This is a genomic window from Acinetobacter towneri, assembly GCF_001758345.1.
Lineage (GTDB): Bacteria > Pseudomonadota > Gammaproteobacteria > Pseudomonadales > Moraxellaceae > Acinetobacter > Acinetobacter towneri_A.
Map to the genome: position 1 here is coordinate 41846 of NZ_MKQS01000064.1, position 15163 is coordinate 57008.

At 40.7% G+C, this 15163-nt stretch carries 19 protein-coding genes; 8 read left to right on the forward strand and 11 right to left on the reverse strand.

Translation table 11 applies throughout. The features are described from left to right. Window positions 1-55: 55 nt before the first annotated feature. From gspM to BJN41_RS14285, 5 genes are all read right to left on the reverse strand, one after another. Entirely contained in the window at window positions 56-535 is a 480-nt protein-coding gene (gene gspM, locus BJN41_RS14265) for a type II secretion system protein GspM (protein ID WP_019837593.1), read from the reverse strand. Then, the gene (gene gspL, locus BJN41_RS14270) at window positions 535-1674 is read right to left on the reverse strand and encodes a type II secretion system protein GspL (protein WP_070156005.1); all 1140 of its coding nucleotides are present in this window, start codon (window positions 1672-1674) and stop codon (window positions 535-537) included. Before gspL ends, gspM begins: the two co-directional genes overlap by 1 nt. Before the next feature lie 46 nt (window positions 1675-1720). After that, window positions 1721-2176, reverse strand: coding sequence for a phosphohistidine phosphatase SixA (gene sixA / locus BJN41_RS14275; RefSeq protein WP_070156007.1), 456 nt, complete (start codon window positions 2174-2176; stop codon window positions 1721-1723). Between the two features lie 155 nt (window positions 2177-2331). After that, complete coding sequence (locus BJN41_RS14280; RefSeq protein ID WP_070156009.1) at window positions 2332-3405, reverse strand: NAD(P)H-dependent glycerol-3-phosphate dehydrogenase; 1074 nt, start codon at window positions 3403-3405, stop codon at window positions 2332-2334. 25 nt (window positions 3406-3430) lie between these two features. Further along, window positions 3431-4006: a nitroreductase gene (locus BJN41_RS14285; RefSeq protein ID WP_070156011.1), complete on the reverse strand. Its 576-nt coding sequence runs from the start codon at window positions 4004-4006 to the stop codon at window positions 3431-3433. Window positions 4007-4386: 380 nt separating this feature from the next. Between BJN41_RS14285 and BJN41_RS14290 the strand changes: the two genes are divergently transcribed. Then, a complete protein-coding gene (locus tag BJN41_RS14290; RefSeq protein WP_070156013.1) occupies window positions 4387-4764 on the forward strand; it encodes a hypothetical protein in 378 nt (125 codons plus the stop codon). 111 nt (window positions 4765-4875) lie between these two features. On the opposite strand, the gene rhlB is transcribed toward BJN41_RS14290, so the two are convergent. Beyond that, window positions 4876-6027, reverse strand: coding sequence for an ATP-dependent RNA helicase RhlB (rhlB, locus tag BJN41_RS14295; RefSeq protein ID WP_019837599.1), 1152 nt, complete (start codon window positions 6025-6027; stop codon window positions 4876-4878). A 110-nt stretch (window positions 6028-6137) separates the two neighbouring features. Further along, complete coding sequence (locus tag BJN41_RS14300; RefSeq protein WP_004648643.1) at window positions 6138-6350, reverse strand: cold-shock protein; 213 nt, start codon at window positions 6348-6350, stop codon at window positions 6138-6140. Between the two features lie 476 nt (window positions 6351-6826). On the opposite strand from BJN41_RS14300, the gene BJN41_RS14305 reads away from it, so the two are divergent. From BJN41_RS14305 to BJN41_RS14325, 5 genes are all read left to right on the forward strand, one after another. Beyond that, entirely contained in the window at window positions 6827-7084 is a 258-nt protein-coding gene (locus BJN41_RS14305) for a sulfurtransferase TusA family protein (protein ID WP_070156015.1), read from the forward strand. Window positions 7085-7246: 162 nt separating this feature from the next. After that, on the forward strand, window positions 7247-8116 hold the full coding sequence (gene rpoH / locus BJN41_RS14310; RefSeq protein WP_004971496.1) for an RNA polymerase sigma factor RpoH: 870 nt from the start codon (window positions 7247-7249) through the stop codon (window positions 8114-8116). Between the two features lie 171 nt (window positions 8117-8287). Further along, a complete protein-coding gene (locus BJN41_RS14315; protein ID WP_070156017.1) occupies window positions 8288-8653 on the forward strand; it encodes a DUF423 domain-containing protein in 366 nt (121 codons plus the stop codon). Between the two features lie 42 nt (window positions 8654-8695). Next, window positions 8696-8893, forward strand: coding sequence for a sulfur carrier protein ThiS (gene thiS / locus BJN41_RS14320; RefSeq protein WP_070156019.1), 198 nt, complete (start codon window positions 8696-8698; stop codon window positions 8891-8893). Between the two features lie 12 nt (window positions 8894-8905). After that, a complete protein-coding gene (locus BJN41_RS14325; protein ID WP_004971502.1) occupies window positions 8906-9688 on the forward strand; it encodes a thiazole synthase in 783 nt (260 codons plus the stop codon). A 110-nt stretch (window positions 9689-9798) separates the two neighbouring features. Here BJN41_RS14325 and BJN41_RS14330 read toward each other — a convergent pair whose 3' ends face one another. Further along, complete coding sequence (locus tag BJN41_RS14330; RefSeq protein ID WP_070156021.1) at window positions 9799-10410, reverse strand: glutathione binding-like protein; 612 nt, start codon at window positions 10408-10410, stop codon at window positions 9799-9801. 218 nt (window positions 10411-10628) lie between these two features. On the opposite strand from BJN41_RS14330, the gene BJN41_RS14335 reads away from it, so the two are divergent. Both BJN41_RS14335 and trmB read left to right on the forward strand, forming a co-directional pair. After that, a complete protein-coding gene (locus tag BJN41_RS14335) occupies window positions 10629-12080 on the forward strand; it encodes a SulP family inorganic anion transporter (protein ID WP_070156024.1) in 1452 nt (483 codons plus the stop codon). A gap of 191 nt (window positions 12081-12271) precedes the next feature. Continuing rightward, the gene (trmB, locus tag BJN41_RS14340) at window positions 12272-12988 is read left to right on the forward strand and encodes a tRNA (guanosine(46)-N7)-methyltransferase TrmB (protein WP_070156025.1); all 717 of its coding nucleotides are present in this window, start codon (window positions 12272-12274) and stop codon (window positions 12986-12988) included. 69 nt (window positions 12989-13057) lie between these two features. Here the strand turns inward: trmB and BJN41_RS14345 are convergent, their stop codons facing one another. The 3 genes from BJN41_RS14345 to BJN41_RS14355 all read right to left on the reverse strand — a co-directional run bounded on the left by BJN41_RS14345 (window position 13058) and on the right by BJN41_RS14355 (window position 15126). Then, the gene (locus BJN41_RS14345; RefSeq protein ID WP_070156027.1) at window positions 13058-13834 is read right to left on the reverse strand and encodes a Rossmann-like and DUF2520 domain-containing protein; all 777 of its coding nucleotides are present in this window, start codon (window positions 13832-13834) and stop codon (window positions 13058-13060) included. 104 nt (window positions 13835-13938) lie between these two features. Further along, on the reverse strand, window positions 13939-14736 hold the full coding sequence (locus BJN41_RS14350) for a thioesterase family protein (RefSeq protein WP_019837607.1): 798 nt from the start codon (window positions 14734-14736) through the stop codon (window positions 13939-13941). A gap of 111 nt (window positions 14737-14847) precedes the next feature. Beyond that, window positions 14848-15126 (reverse strand): hypothetical protein, encoded by a 279-nt coding sequence (locus BJN41_RS14355; protein ID WP_051092516.1) that lies wholly within the window; start codon window positions 15124-15126, stop codon window positions 14848-14850. Window positions 15127-15163: the final 37 nt, after the last annotated feature.

Genomic DNA, 15163 nt, shown 5'->3' on the forward strand with positions numbered 1-15163 from the left:
AACGCTATGCTTGACATGAGTTTATTTTCCGAGTTTCGGACTTTATTTTTAGCCTTTACTGGACTGTCGCAGTTAATTTAATCTGCCCTGCTTCAGAAATTAATTCCATTTTTTCGATACTTAAACCCATTTGCGCCAATTGGGTTAAAAAATTTGCCAATACAGCATAATTAGCATGACTCGCCACCAGTTGCATCTTGTCGCCACTTTGCTGCGAAGCGACCGATAAGCCCTGTTGCTGAGCCACACGCTGAATCTTATCGGCTGCACTGAGTTGTGCATCATTAGCAGGTTTCATGGTGACCGCTTGACTTTGCATCACCACCACCAAGTCTTTAAGGTCATTCACCCGTTTTTGCTGTTTTTCGGCCGCAGCATGCATATACCACAGAGCCGAACCTACAGCAGCAACAATCACAAAGATTGTGGTAAAGACCACCAAAACACGTTCACGTGGATTTAAACGATCTAAATAATCTTGTATCAGTTCAATACGTCGATCCATCAAAGTGGACATTTTTTCCATGGCTTTCATTATTGTATTTTCACCAATCCTACTGCGCCTGATGCACTCGGCTGAATATTACCTAGCTCGACCTTAAAACCTTGCTGATTTAATTGTTGGGTGAGTGCTTGCAAGGTTGCTGCCGAGTTGGCATTCAACTCCATGTTCAACATATTCGCATCATAACTCACACGATTAGCCACAATTTGATTTTGCATCAACACAGGGCCAACGCGACTAAGCAATTGCAGCGCTTGAGTATCTGCATTTTTACTCATGCGTACCTGACTTTGAAACTGACTTTGAATATTTTGTTCGGTAATACGGCTGTTTGCGCCAAACCAATATTGATACTGTTCTATGGCTTGAATCGCTGTTTGATCAGCTACTTTTTTAAGTTTGCTCCAGCGCAGTGCATCATAGCTAAATTGTACAATTAAAATCCCAAGGAGTACTGCAGCACAGGCTTTCCAATAACCTGAAACACCCGTGTCGTGCTTGGCTTTTGGTAGCATATTGAATGGATGCTGTTTGGCTTTAGGCAATACAGGCACAACATAATGAAAACTTTCTAACTGCTCTTGGGTTACAAATGCTTCAATACTTTGCATCTGCTCTGCACAGAAGTTGGTGATTCTATAATTGCGTTCTGCAGTTTGATAATCTAAATAAAGCGCCAAATCATCAACTGAATAACCTAAAAATTCACTTTCACGTACCAGTAAACGTCCGCAAATATTTCCAATCACCGTTTGTCCTGCTTCAGGTTGCGGCAAAATTAAAAAGTCAGGTAACAATGCACTAATTTTAACTGGTAACAAACTGAATACATGCAAATAGGTTTCAATACTATGCTTAGCCATTCCCAACACGGTTATTCGCTCAGGTGGCACAAAATGATGAACCACCTGCATCGCATCAATTGGCAATACGGTATATTCTTCTAATAAATACTTCACGCCATCTGCACCCAATTGTTTATATTGGGCTTTAGGCAAAGTTTGTTGCATGATTTGTACATCACGGCTTGGAAAAAACACCACAGCATCTTTCCCTTGAAAAGGCTGCAATGACTGAATCAAGGCATCAAGATTATCTGCCTGCGTCCAATGTTCCCCTGTTGACCATTGCCAAACCCCATTGGCTTCTGGCATCCATAAATACAGCATTATTATCGTTCTACCGTTGAATTGTATTTAACTTTATACATTTATTTTATGCGTTTGGAATAAAACTTTTGAGTTGGGTTGAAAGTCCCGCAGCAATCACAGCCTGTTCATAAATCCGTGCTTCTGCCAATTGATACGGATTAAACGATTCTGATGTTAAAATCTCAGACATATAAGCCACCACATTCATGTGACATACCACTGCAATTGACTCATACGGTAATTGCGACAACCATTCTACTGCTACTTTTGCATCATCTTCAGGTTTAATGGCATTGCATACCACCACAGGCACATCTTTAAAATATTGCTGCAAATGTGCCAAAGTTTCTTGTGCACGTAGTAAAGGACTGACCACAAATACATCGGGCTGAATAATATTCTTTAAAAAGTCCGCTGTTTCTTGTGCTTGTATATGACCACGCTCAGTCAATGGACGCTGATGATCATTACCCATCACTGCAGGAGCGGCTTCACCATGACGAACAAGAGTCAGTTGCATAGAATTTCCTTATAGGATGAAACAGATTAAGTTGTGTCAATTTAACTCAAATTATACGCTCAGTATAACCTGAGAATATGACAATTCAGTTCACCAAACTGTCATATTTCAAGCAAGTTTTTACCTGCTGTGGCGCTGTTTTGATGGATGTAAAACTAAACTAGATGATGTGGCAAGACAAATTCCACATCACTACGATGTCCATTCTTCATTAAAGACAGTGCAATGTTCATGGGCGGCGCACCTTCAAAAATCACTTCATAAAGCGCACAAGTGATTGGCATATACACATCTAATTCATTCGAGCGCGCACGCACTTGCACGATGGTATTAATTCCTTCAGCTGTTTGCCCCAATTGTTCCGTGGCTTGTTGCAACGTTTTGCCTTTACCCAATGCATAACCTACTTGATAGTTACGACTCAATGGACTGCTACACGTTGCAAATAAGTCGCCAACACCCGACAAACCTAAAAAGGTCAATGGATTTGCGCCAAGTTTCACCGCAAAACGGCTCATTTCTGCCAATGCACGGGTTAAAATCATACTTTTAGTGTTTTCACCCACGTTATAGGCTGCCGCCATCCCCATTGCTACTGCATAAATATTTTTCAGTGCACCGCCTAATTCCACACCATTCACATCATCACTGGCAAAAACACGGAATAAGGCACTATGCAAAGCTTGTTGCACCGCATAACGCACCAATTCAGAATGACTGGCAATGACCGTACCTGCAGGCTGCCCCGCCACAATTTCTTTGGCAAGGTTCGGGCCAGACAATACGCCATACGGCACTTCTGGTAATTCTTCGCGGATAATATCGCTCATAAAACTAAAAGTTTTGGCTTCAATCCCCTTAGTTAAAGACACCACTGCTTGGGCACTAATAAAAGGCTTAATTTGACGCAACACACTTCGGAACGAATGACTTGGAATAGCCACTAAAATAATGTCACGGTCACGGACTGCAGTTTCTAAGTCTGAAACGGCTCTTAAGTCCTGTTCCAACTGAAAATCTGGTAAATAACGTCGATTAATATGCGTTTCATTAATTTCTTTGGCAGTCGCTTCGTCACGAATCCAAATCATCGTGTCACAGCCATTACGGACTGCTGTATTGGCCATTGCTGTGCCAAAACTGCCACCACCCAATACTGTAATGCGTAACGCAGTTTTTCGATCTACTGCAACAGGTTCAACCAAATCGGTAAAGTTTACTTCTGACATTATTGTTATATCCTAAAAAATAGACTTATCCGTTCCAATAACGAACATAAGCTTGCGTATTGATCTCAGCGCGCGCAGGAATGGCTTTGGCCGCTGTTCCCACATARATAATGCCTGAAATAAAATCATCTGAATTTAAGTTTAAAGCTTGTTTTAGCAAGTTCGACTCAACGACTGCYCCACTGCGCCACATACTGGCAAAACCCTGTGCCTGCAAAGACAATAAAAAGTTCTGTACCGCAGCACCTGTACTTAAAGTCTGCTCAAAACGTGGGACTTTCGGATGATCCTGAAATTGCGTTAACGCCAACACCAAAAGTGGCGCACGAAACGGATGTTGTTTCACTCGCTCTAACTGGACTGCATCAGTTTCGCCCATATCTGTCAAAGCCTGAAAAAGTAACTCACCAAATGCTGCACGCTGTTCAGCAGTAACTACCACAAAGCGCGTAGGTTTTAAACGATGATGATCTGGCGCGGTTAAAGCGGCCTGAAAAGCCATTTCAAGCTGCACAGCATTTGGTGCAGGATCAACTAACTGCCCCATAGACTGGCGTTGATGAATATTCTGATGAACGATTTCTATCGCTGTATCCGTCATTAACTTATATAACTATTTCAAAAAGCTCAGTTAAGATTAGCATAAACTCAAAAAATTGCGCTATTTCCGTATGCTTATTTGCAAGATTCTGATTAGAGTCTGGATGCCTGCGCTTTTAAGATGAACCTGCGCAAAATATCTCAAAATTGATGCTTTGACTCATTTATTTATAGCTTAAGAGCATAAAATTGCATAATACATTGGGTTTGATGCGTATAAATCAATGACGAATTATCAACACAGCATATACAGTGTCTACATTTAAAAACAGCCAGATTATGTTCAACTAGATCAAATTGTTATTTTCAATCTCTGCTCATTTGTATTGAAATATCATCAACAAACAATACGCGCGACAGCGTTATAACCCTGAGGTAGATATGAAAAAAATAGTCACCTTTTCTAGCCTTGCCGTTTTTGCACTTTTAACAGCATGTGCCACCACACCGAATAATTCTCTTGCCATTCAAAAAGAAAACAACCTTTATGAAGTCACAGGTTTAGGTAAAAGTAATATTATTTCTAAAAATAATGCAATTACAGCTGCCAATAAAACCTGTGGTACGCGTGCCGCTCCAGTCTTGGTCGATGAAAAAACATCTTATAACGGCGCACTCAAAGGTGTGGTAGATGAACAAACGGGACAAATGATTCAAGCAGCTGCAAATGTTTTAGGTACGAYTGCAGGACGCAATACTGATATTGCTCGTGATGATGACTACCAAACTGTGCTGACCTTTAGATGTCAGGCAAAGTAAATACGACAAGACAACTCAACAACCCAATACAAAAAAAGTCGCTCCACTGAGAGCGACTTTTAAACTAAGAACAGCAAAATTTAAACTAAAAATAGCTTAAAAATTTAATGATTAGCAATAACCATCTAAACGCGTTAATGGCAATTTTTGACCAATCGCCTTTTCAATTTCTGGCAAATAGAACGCATCATCTTCAGACAAGAAGCTAATACTCACACCCTGTGTACCTGCACGACCAGTACGACCAATACGATGGACGTAATCATCAGACTGTTCAGGCAAAGTAAAATTCACTACATGCGACACACCATCGACGTGAATACCACGCCCTGCAACGTCAGTTGCAATCATGATGTTATGTTTACCGTTTTTGAATTGATCCAGCATTTTTAAGCGTTTGTCTTGTGCAATCTCACCCGACAACATCACTACTTTATAGCCATCTCGCTTTAAATGATCATAAAGCTTACGCACCTGATCACGACGATTAGCAAAAATCATGACTTTTTCAATAGGCTCATCACGTAAAATTTCTTCAAGCAATTTATATTTATCAGTTTTAGCAACCATATATACCCGTTGCTCAACATCGGCATTGGTTTTCTTTTCAGGTTCAATTTCCACTGTAACAGGTTCGAATAACCACTGTTGAGCCAAGTTCAATACATCATAACTAAAAGTTGCAGAGAACATTAACGTCTGACGCTGCTCTTTACGCGGTGAATAACGCACAATACGTTTTACCGCGGGAATAAAGCCCATATCTAGTAAACGGTCTGCTTCATCAATCACTAAAAATTCAATTTGATCGAGCCAAACTTCTTTTTGTTCTACAAAATCAATTAAGCGCCCTGGTGTTGCAACAATAATATCAACAAAGTTTTTATTGAGTTGTGACTTTTGCTTATCAAAATCTACACCACCCAACAAAGTCACCACATTTAAGTCGGTATATTTGGTCAGATCTTTTGCGTCACTTTCAATTTGCAAAGCCAATTCACGTGTAGGTGCCAAAATCAAAGCACGCGGTTCACCACGATAACGCTGCCCTTGAATTGGGTTATTCAATAAATCGTTGATGACACTAATTAAAAAGGCAGCAGTTTTTCCTGTACCTGTTTGCGCACGACCAATAGCATCATGTCCAGCCAAAGTAAATTTTAAAACCTTTTGCTGAATTGGCGTCATTTCCTTGAAACCCAAAGCATCAATAGCCTGTTTCAATTGCGGATGTAAATTTAAGGTTTCAAAACCAGAAGACATAAATATATGCTCGAACTTATACAGACAAAAAACTGACCTATTATAAACAGAAATACAAATAAAAAACGCCCCAATCATGATTGGAGCGTTTTTTTAGAATAATCGAGAGATTAGTCTAGTGGCTGTACTTCTTCAGCTTGGAAGCCTTTTTGGCCTTTTACTACGCTGAATTCAACACGTTGGCCGTCACGAAGTGAACGGTGGCCGTCACCTTGGATCGCACGGAAGTGAACGAATACATCGTCGCCGCCATTGCGTTGGATAAAGCCAAAGCCTTTAGTGTCGTTGAACCATTTAACTACGCCTTGTTCACGAGCTGTCATAAGTTAATCCTCATTGATTAAAAAGAAGGACCACCCGGTGTTGCAAACAGCAGAGCAAACAAAGTTTAAAAATATTTTTATTTCTAAGCTTGTAATCATTCTGTATAACTATTAACAAAATCCCGGTTACATCCATTTGTAATAGGGCGACAAACAACGATTGTCTATCTATAATCCTAAATACGCATCGAGCTTAACACGGCTTTATGACAATTAATAGATTTTTTTTGATTAATCTTGTTCAGTTTAAAAAGATTTGAACAAATAGAAAAATTTTATTTCTGTTAAGTGACTTAGCAGAATTTTGAGCTATAGATTTATTGCAAATTTCTTAGAGATTAAACCAATTCTCTACCCCTAATGTGCAGTAAGCCGTGCAATGAATAGCCCCTATGCTTCGGATGAAATTTATTTGGGATTTGTGAGTGAATTTGCTAGTATGATCATTCTGTTTTTTAAGGCGAAATTTTACTTCAATGCTGTGTGATGCTGAACAACCTATCATAGTGATTGATGCCATGGGACAACCTTGTCCTATGCCTTTATTGATGCTAAAACGCGCCCTTAAACATTCAGATTCTGCTCGGTTTTTATTGAAGTCATCTGATCCGCACAGCCAGCAAGATGTGGCGCGTTATTGTCAGTTACATCAATACAGCTGTGAAGCCAGCCAAATTTCGGCGACAGAGTTTCATTACGTGATTGACATTGCCAAGCCCAAAGTATCGCAATAAGTGCATCTGTTTGATGGTTCATTTGTTTTAATGACTTAATATTCGCCACTTGTTGCTATAAAGATTTACATATCTACACCAATTTTACTTATTTAAGTAGAATATTGGCATTAAGATAAAGACATCGGTTATTTTACCTACCAAATCCTATAAGGAGATCTCATGAGTGACAGCAGCAATCAGTTGATGCCCCTGTCATTATCTGCACCAGGGGTAAACCTCGGGGCTTATATTAGTACTGTTAACCAAATTCCTATTTTAACGGCTGAACAAGAAAAAGAGTTAGCCGAGCGTTATTATTACGATCAAGATTTAGACGCGGCCAAAATGTTGGTCATGTCGCATTTACGTTTTGTGGTGCATATTGCACGAAGTTATGCGGGCTATGGTTTACCGCAGGGCGATTTAATTCAGGAAGGCAACTTGGGCTTAATGAAAGCCGTGAAACGCTTTGACCCGAATATGGGCGTGCGTTTGGTGTCATTTGCCGTGCATTGGATTAAAGCTGAAATTCACGAATATGTTATTCGTAACTGGCGTATTGTTAAAATTGCCACCACCAAAGCACAGCGTAAATTGTTCTTTAATTTGCGTAGTCTCAAAAAATCTAGCAAGAAACTGACGCTTGAAGAAGCACAATCTATTGCCAATGACTTAAATGTGACTGCAGAACAAGTCTTGGAAATGGAAGGTCGTTTAACGGCTTATGACGCAGCTTTTGAAGCACAGGGCGATGATGACGATGAAGGTTCAACTTATGTTGCACCTGCATTGTATTTGGAAGATAACCGTTACGACCCTGCACGTTTGGTCGAAAACGAAGACTACGAAGAACAAAGCACTTCTGCCCTACATGAAGCCATGGAGCAGTTGGATGATCGTTCACGTAACATTTTGCAGCGTCGCTGGTTAGATGATGATAAATCGACCCTGCATGAATTGGCAGCAGAATATAATGTTTCAGCAGAACGTATTCGTCAGCTCGAAAAAAATGCCATGGAAAAAATTAAAGTGGCAATGTCATCAAACTAAACTGACACTCTCAAGATGAATACAAACACATCGAAAAATAAAATTGGGCAAACTGCCCTTTTTTATTGTCTTGGATTTGTACAACCCACATACGGGCAGGCAATTCTCAGATTTTCCCAAGCTTAAAAATGTGCTAAGGTTAAGCGCAAAATTAAATAGGTCAATTTGCGTATGTGGATTGCAATTTCTGCCTTGAATTTAGCGGTTGCGGTATTACTCGGTGCATTTGGTGCACATGGTTTAAAAGCCCGTGCAACTGAGGTTCAATTGGGTTGGTGGCAAACTGCAACAGATTATTTTTTCTATCATGCTCTTGGACTTTTGGCATTAAGCATCTTAGCTAAAGTGATTCCACAACTTCCCATTAAAGCCAGTTTTATTCTAATCCAACTGGGTATTTTATTTTTCTGCGGTTCACTTTATATCATGGCATTGGACATTGTACGCGGTTTGGGCATGATTACCCCAATTGGTGGTGCTCTCATGATTGCTGGTTGGCTGACCTTAGCATGGCAAGCCATGAAATATGCCAAATAAAGCTCAATTGTATTTTGTAATTTTGAAGATGGATTCTCGGTCATGCAAATTTATCTGAATGGCGAAGCACAACAGACCTCTCACACGACCCTGTTACAACTGATTCAGGCATTAGATTTAGAAGGCAAACGTTTTGCTGTGGAGCAAAACGAAAAAATTATTGCCAAAAGTAAACTTGCCGAAACCCCTATTTGCGATCAAGACCGCATTGAAATTATTCATGCCGTTGGTGGCGGCTAATCTGGAGCACCCATGCAAGATACATTTAAAATCGGTTCACGTACCTTTAATTCACGTTTGTTGGTGGGTACGGGAAAATATAAAGATTTAACCGAAACTGATTTGGCGATTCAAGCCAGTGGCGCAGAAATTGTCACGGTTGCCATTCGTCGTGTAAACATTGGGCAACATCCTGATCAACCCAACTTACTTTCCGTGATTCCACCTGAAAAATACACTATTTTGCCGAATACCGCAGGCTGTTTCGATGCCAACAGTGCCGTGCGTACTTGTATGCTGGCGCGTGAATTGCTCGATGGTCACAACTTGGTAAAACTGGAAGTATTGGGCGATGAAAAAACCCTCTATCCAAATATCACCGAAACATTAAAAGCTGCACGTACGCTGATTGACGATGGTTTTGAGATCATGGTCTACACATCAGACGACCCGATTGTGGCACAAGAACTGGAAAGTATGGGTTGTGTGGCCATTATGCCATTGGGTAGCCTGATCGGTTCTGGATTAGGTATTTTAAACCCGCACACCATTTCTATTATTAAAGAAAATGCCAAAGTACCAGTATTGGTGGATGCAGGTGTAGGTACAGCCAGTGATGCGGCGATTGCCATGGAATTAGGCTGTGATGGCGTACTCATGAATACTGCAATTGCAGCTGCACAAAACCCTGTATTGATGGCTTCTGCTATGCGTAAAGCTGTAGAAGCAGGGCGAGAAGCTTATTTGGCAGGACGTATGCCACGTAAGCGTATGGCGAATGCCAGCTCACCTGAAACGGGTTATTTCTTTAAGTAATCATAAAAAAGTTGCACGGTCTTTTCCAAGTTCGACAACTCAAATAAAAAGACGTTAAGTATCAACTCAACGTCTTTTTTTACTACCTGGTTCTGGTGAATAAAAGCCGATTAAGGAATCAAGCCTTCATCACGCATCGCAATTTGTACCGACTGACGTGCAGCAACTTTATTACGGATTTCAACCACATGGCTATAAGGGGTTAAATCATGCTCAATGTGGTTTGACCAATTGGTGATGACAAACAAATACGCATCGGCTGGGCCGAAGTTATCATCCACCAAATATTCATGGTCTGATGATTCAATTGCTTGATCAATATAAGTCAACAAGCGATCAATTTCTGCATACGCTTTTTCTTTGGCTTCTGCATCTAAAGGCGCGCCAAAAAATACTGAGTAAGCGTCATGTAATTCTGAGTTTAAATAACCTAACCATTCCAAAACTTTAGCACGACCTAAACCAGATGGCGGAATTAAGTCTTGTTTAGGGTCTTGCTGCGCTAAAAATGGCAATATTGCTACGTTTTCCGTCAAAATCAAACCCGGGTTAATTTCTAAAGCAGGTACATAGCCTTTAGGGTTAATTTCGTAATAATTGACACCCTTTTCTGTTTTATGGGTTTTTAAATCCACACGTTCAATATCAAAATCGACATTCACTTCATTTAAAATAATATGTGCTGCTAAAGAACATGCGCCTGGTGAATAATAAAGCTTCATATTTGATCCTTGTTATATAACTATCTCTTTTCTAAATCGCCTGTCACAAACTTGCAAGTGATTGAACCTATGAATTGCAAAAAACGTAAATGTCTTAAAAAGCCCTTACGGTTTGACTATCCTGCAAAATTCAGGCTTTTTCAAGTCTGTTTTAGCTGCTTTTTTTATCTCAAGATGTTTTATCATACAGCCCTTTAAAGTTTCATGAAATTGAGATAGTGATTAGCCTGAAAAAAGAAGAGTGGTTTTCCAATATCCGTACCGATGTTTTGGCGGGTTTAGTCGTAGGTTTGGCATTAATTCCTGAATCAATTGCCTTTTCGGCTATTGCAGGCGTCGATCCGCAAGTCGGCTTATATGCCTCGTTCTGTATTGCGGTCACGATTGCTTTTTTTGGTGGGCGTACTGCCATGATTTCTGCCGCAACAGGCGCTATGGCATTGCTTATGATTACCCTAGTCAAAGAACATGGTTTGCAATATTTATTGGCAGCCACGGTACTCACAGGGCTGATTCAGGTTATAGCAGGCTATTTTAAAGTTGCAAAACTGATGCGTTTTGTTTCGCAATCGGTAGTTTATGGCTTTGTAAATGCTTTGGCGATTTTAATTTTTGTGGCACAACTGCCTGAATTATCGCAAATGGATGGCTTAGGCTATTTGTTTGTAGGATTAGGTTTGGCGGTGGTCTATCTATTTCCTTACATCCCTAAAATTGGTAAAAGCATCCCCTCACCTTTGGTCTGCATTATTGTACTAAGTGTGGTTGCTATATTACTTGGTTCAGATACGCGCACCGTAAGCGATTTGGGACAATTTCCAGATACGCTGCCTATTTTTATAATACCTGACATTCCGCTAAATTTTGAAACTTTATCGATTATTTTCCCTTATGCCATGACCTTAGCCACAGTCGGTTTGCTTGAAACCATGATGACCACCACGATTGTCAATGAAGCCACAGGCACAGAAGCAGATCGGCATCAGGAATGTCGCGGTCAAGGCTATGCCAATATTGTTAGTGGCTTTATGGGCGGTATGGCAGGCTGTGCCATGATTGGGCAATCTATTATCAACGTCAGTTCTGGGGCGCGCACACGTCTATCTACACTTACTGCAGGGGTATTTTTACTGTGCTTGGTGGTGTTTCTCAAAGATTGGTTGGCATATATTCCTATGGCAGCACTGGTCGCAATTATGATTATGGTGTCTTTCACGACTTTTAACTGGGATTCCATCCGTAACTTTAAAAAACATCCTAAACAAAGCAATATTGTTATGTTAGCTGTGGTGATTGTAGTGTTAGCTACCCACAACCTTGCTTTGGGTGTTTTTGTTGGCGTACTGCTTTCTGCTCTATTTTTGGTGAATAAACTGGAAAGTGAAGTTAAAGTCAGCTCATTTTTATTGGGCGAACATACTCGCCAATATGTGATTTCTGGGCAAATTTTCTTTAGTAGTTCGGAAAAGTTTTATCAGTTTTTTGATTTTTCAGAAGATATTAGCAATGTCACCATCGACTTAACGCATGCCCATATTTGGGATATTACCTCTGTAAATATGCTAAATACCGTGGTGAACAAATTTAAAGCTCAACAAGTTAAAGTGTATATTATTGGATTAAATGAGGCCAGTCACACCTTAATTGATCAATACAGTACCAATCCGTAATTACTGAAAAAATATTAAAACACTGTTAAAGGCACTGAATGCTGAATCTTGATGATTCGGCATTTTTTATGCTCAAACGATGCAGATGGATCGCAATCTTGCGCGGCGCTGCGAAAAACAGCGAAAAAATTTGACTTCAAAGGCTCAGGACTTAAAATACCGCATTCGAATTTATTAGATTTGCCAAAATTATGTCGAACGATCAATTAGACCAGCACGTTGTCGAGCTGGACAACCTCAACGAGCATCGTGAAATTGTAACGTTCATGCGCCGTTCTTCACCATTGAATACGTCACAACGTAGTGCCTTGGAACAATACGGTAACTTAATTTTGGAATATCCTGTTGGCGATTTACGTCAGCATTTTGAACACCCTGAACGCCCGCTCACCGTAGAAATTGGTTTCGGGATGGGTCGTTCTTTGGTACTGATGGCGCAGGCCAATCCTGAACGTAACTTTGTCGGGATTGAAGTCCATATTCCAGGGATTGCACAATGTGTTTATGAAGCAGGTACAGCAGGTTTAAGCAATTTACGTGTTTTAGATGCCGATGCAATTCAAGTGCTACGTGAAATGCCAGACAACAGCATTGATACGGTTCWACTCTATTTCCCAGACCCATGGCAGAAAAAACGTCATTTCAAACGACGTTTCGTTGCCCATGAACGTATGGAATTGGTAGAGCAAAAATTAGCGTTGGGCGGGACGTTCCATGCTGCAACCGACTGGGAACCGTATGCAGAATGGATGCTAGATGTATTGGACAATCGTCCACGTTTAGAAAATTTGGCGGGTAAAGGCAATAGCTACCCGCGTCCTGAATGGCGTCCACAAACCAAGTTTGAACGTCGTGGAATTGAAGCAGGTCATAAGATTAATGACTTTATCTTCAAAAAAATTAACTAATTTCTGCTAGAAAAAATGCTTCCACAAGGAAGCATTTGTTATGTGAACTCGTTTTATCGCATCAAATGACTAGGGTTGATGCCGCGTTAAAATCTGTTGACTCATTAGCGCATAAACTTCGGCAAGTGCATGTTGCTGCCCTGCTGCCAATACGTCTTGATGCATGTTTAAAATATTGTGATCACCCCGCATAGCAGGCCCTGTTTGCATGTGATACGGGGCATTTTGGATCGCTTTATGCGCAGTTTCCAAAATAAGCGGATATAGCAAACTAAAATCTACTTGCTGAGCATCGACCAGTTGCTTGGCCATGTCATAGCAATAATTACTAAAATTACAGGCAAATACCGCAGCCAAATGCAAACTTGAACGCTGTTCTGAAGTATAAGCATAGACTCTTTTGCTTAGGCTATTTGCCAAAGTCATTAAAAGCTGCTGATCTTCAGCAAGGGCAGCTTCTATCAATAAAGGCGTTTCTGACCAGTCAATTTCGCGCTCTAGACTAAAGGTTTGCAAGGGATAAAATACCCCTGAACGTGCATGATACTGTCGCAATACATCTAGTTTAGTACTGCCTGAGGTATGCACAATCAACACATGATTTAAGTCACGATGAACTTCCTGAATCACCTGTGCAATGGCCTGATCGCTCACTGCGATAATCACTAAATCTAGGTCTGAATGAAGATGTTCTACTTCTGCAATCGCTTCTGCGCCAACCTGCGCAGCCAAATGCTGTGCTTTGTCCAGACTACGGCTATAAATTTGCACAATTTGATGCTGTGCGTTTAAAACATGAGCCAAATGATGTGCAACGCGCCCTGCACCAATCAAACTAATTCGCATAATATTTTCAGATAAAATAAGATGAAATAATCTGCACACAGCATGCCAATAAAAAAAGGACGAAGCAATTCGTCCTGATGTTTTTTGTTTGATGTTGAATAGATTTAGAATTGGCGCAAAGTTAAAATCTGCTCACTGCGCCCAAATGGCCCTTGAGTATCATGCAAAATAGCACTCGTTAAGCCGATTCCATCTTCACCATATTGTTGTGTCACTTCTAAACCTAACCATTCACCTTGCGGCAATCGGTGTAAATGGATTTGCAAATCTAGATTTGGAAAACCCCAACCCGCATTTGGGTCTATGCGTGGTACTACGCCATTGGCGGTATCCACCATCCCCAATAAACGCACAAAACTGGAGGTGCTTTGATTTTCGACCATATCAAATTGGTTTCTTAACCAAACGATGCCCTTACCTGCACGACGATCCGGATGCGCACGTGTTTCAATACTTTGAATATAGCCGCCTGGCCAACAACGCATACCATCCCAATGGGACAAATATTCAGGGTTTTCTATGGGTAAATCTTCCAGTCCTGCAATCGCGCGTGTATCTGAGGTCTTCATTTTCCATGCGCGCGCCACAATACAGGTTTTTCCTTCAGCGCACATTTCCGCTTCAATCAACTCAATGGTTTTACCTGGTCGGATCATACGGGTAGTGATACTAAACTCCCCAAAGGCAATCAAGCCAAAAATATCTAAACCAACCCGACCAATGCGCATATCATCACGCAGCATAAATTGCTCAAGCTCTGCACATAATATACCCGTTGCAGGTGCCATGTGTTGTTCATGCGGGTTCCACGCACCTTGTGCATGAATGTTGCAACGATAGTACGCAGTACAGCAACCATCGGCATGTTGTTCACGTTTAAGTAAAGTGTAATATGCTGACATTCTTTCTCTTTCCCTCATCTGACTTTTCTTGTGCTGATACTTTTACTACAAAGATTACTGATTGAATCTAGCTCAACTATTTCTACGCAAAAAACCATAATAACTCATGAGTTAACAATACCTTTTACACTGGCGGAAACCGACTAGAGCCAGCAATCCCGTCTGTGTATCTGCAGCAATTAAATGAAATTCTCCAAATAATCGTGCAAGCATTTTTTCTGCTTGTATTGCAGTTAAACCACAATCCAAAGCCAAATTCTGCATCCACCGCAATTCTATATTTTCAGTCTGCTGCATCAGATCATAGCTTAATAAAATCGCTACAGGTTTTAATGTTTGGTAAATATCTTGAAAAAATAATATTTTTTCTACTGGTACATAATGCGCCACAAATCGCCCTGGCCGCATCAAACTGCAAGTTTTCTAG

Bases quoted from the DNA above. Each gene is read 5' to 3' on its own strand.
- gspM (WP_019837593.1), bottom strand. From the start codon at position 535: ATGAAAGCCATGGAAAAAATGTCCACTTTGATGGATCGACGTATTGAA.
- gspL (WP_070156005.1), bottom strand. From the start codon at position 1,674: ATGCTGTATTTATGGATGCCAGAAGCCAATGGGGTTTGGCAATGGTCA.
- sixA (WP_070156007.1), bottom strand. From the start codon at position 2,176: ATGCAACTGACTCTTGTTCGTCATGGTGAAGCCGCTCCTGCAGTGATG.
- BJN41_RS14280 (WP_070156009.1), bottom strand. From the start codon at position 3,405: ATGTCAGAAGTAAACTTTACCGATTTGGTTGAACCTGTTGCAGTAGAT.
- rhlB (WP_019837599.1), bottom strand. From the start codon at position 6,027: ATGTCTTCTGGTTTTGAAACCTTAAATTTACATCCGCAATTGAAACAG.
- BJN41_RS14300 (WP_004648643.1), bottom strand. From the start codon at position 6,350: ATGACAGCTCGTGAACAAGGCGTAGTTAAATGGTTCAACGACACTAAA.
- BJN41_RS14305 (WP_070156015.1), top strand. From the start codon at position 6,827: ATGCTGTGTGATGCTGAACAACCTATCATAGTGATTGATGCCATGGGA.
- rpoH (WP_004971496.1), top strand. From the start codon at position 7,247: ATGAGTGACAGCAGCAATCAGTTGATGCCCCTGTCATTATCTGCACCA.
- BJN41_RS14315 (WP_070156017.1), top strand. From the start codon at position 8,288: ATGTGGATTGCAATTTCTGCCTTGAATTTAGCGGTTGCGGTATTACTC.
- thiS (WP_070156019.1), top strand. From the start codon at position 8,696: ATGCAAATTTATCTGAATGGCGAAGCACAACAGACCTCTCACACGACC.
- BJN41_RS14325 (WP_004971502.1), top strand. From the start codon at position 8,906: ATGCAAGATACATTTAAAATCGGTTCACGTACCTTTAATTCACGTTTG.
- BJN41_RS14330 (WP_070156021.1), bottom strand. From the start codon at position 10,410: ATGAAGCTTTATTATTCACCAGGCGCATGTTCTTTAGCAGCACATATT.
- BJN41_RS14345 (WP_070156027.1), bottom strand. From the start codon at position 13,834: ATGCGAATTAGTTTGATTGGTGCAGGGCGCGTTGCACATCATTTGGCT.
- BJN41_RS14350 (WP_019837607.1), bottom strand. From the start codon at position 14,736: ATGTCAGCATATTACACTTTACTTAAACGTGAACAACATGCCGATGGT.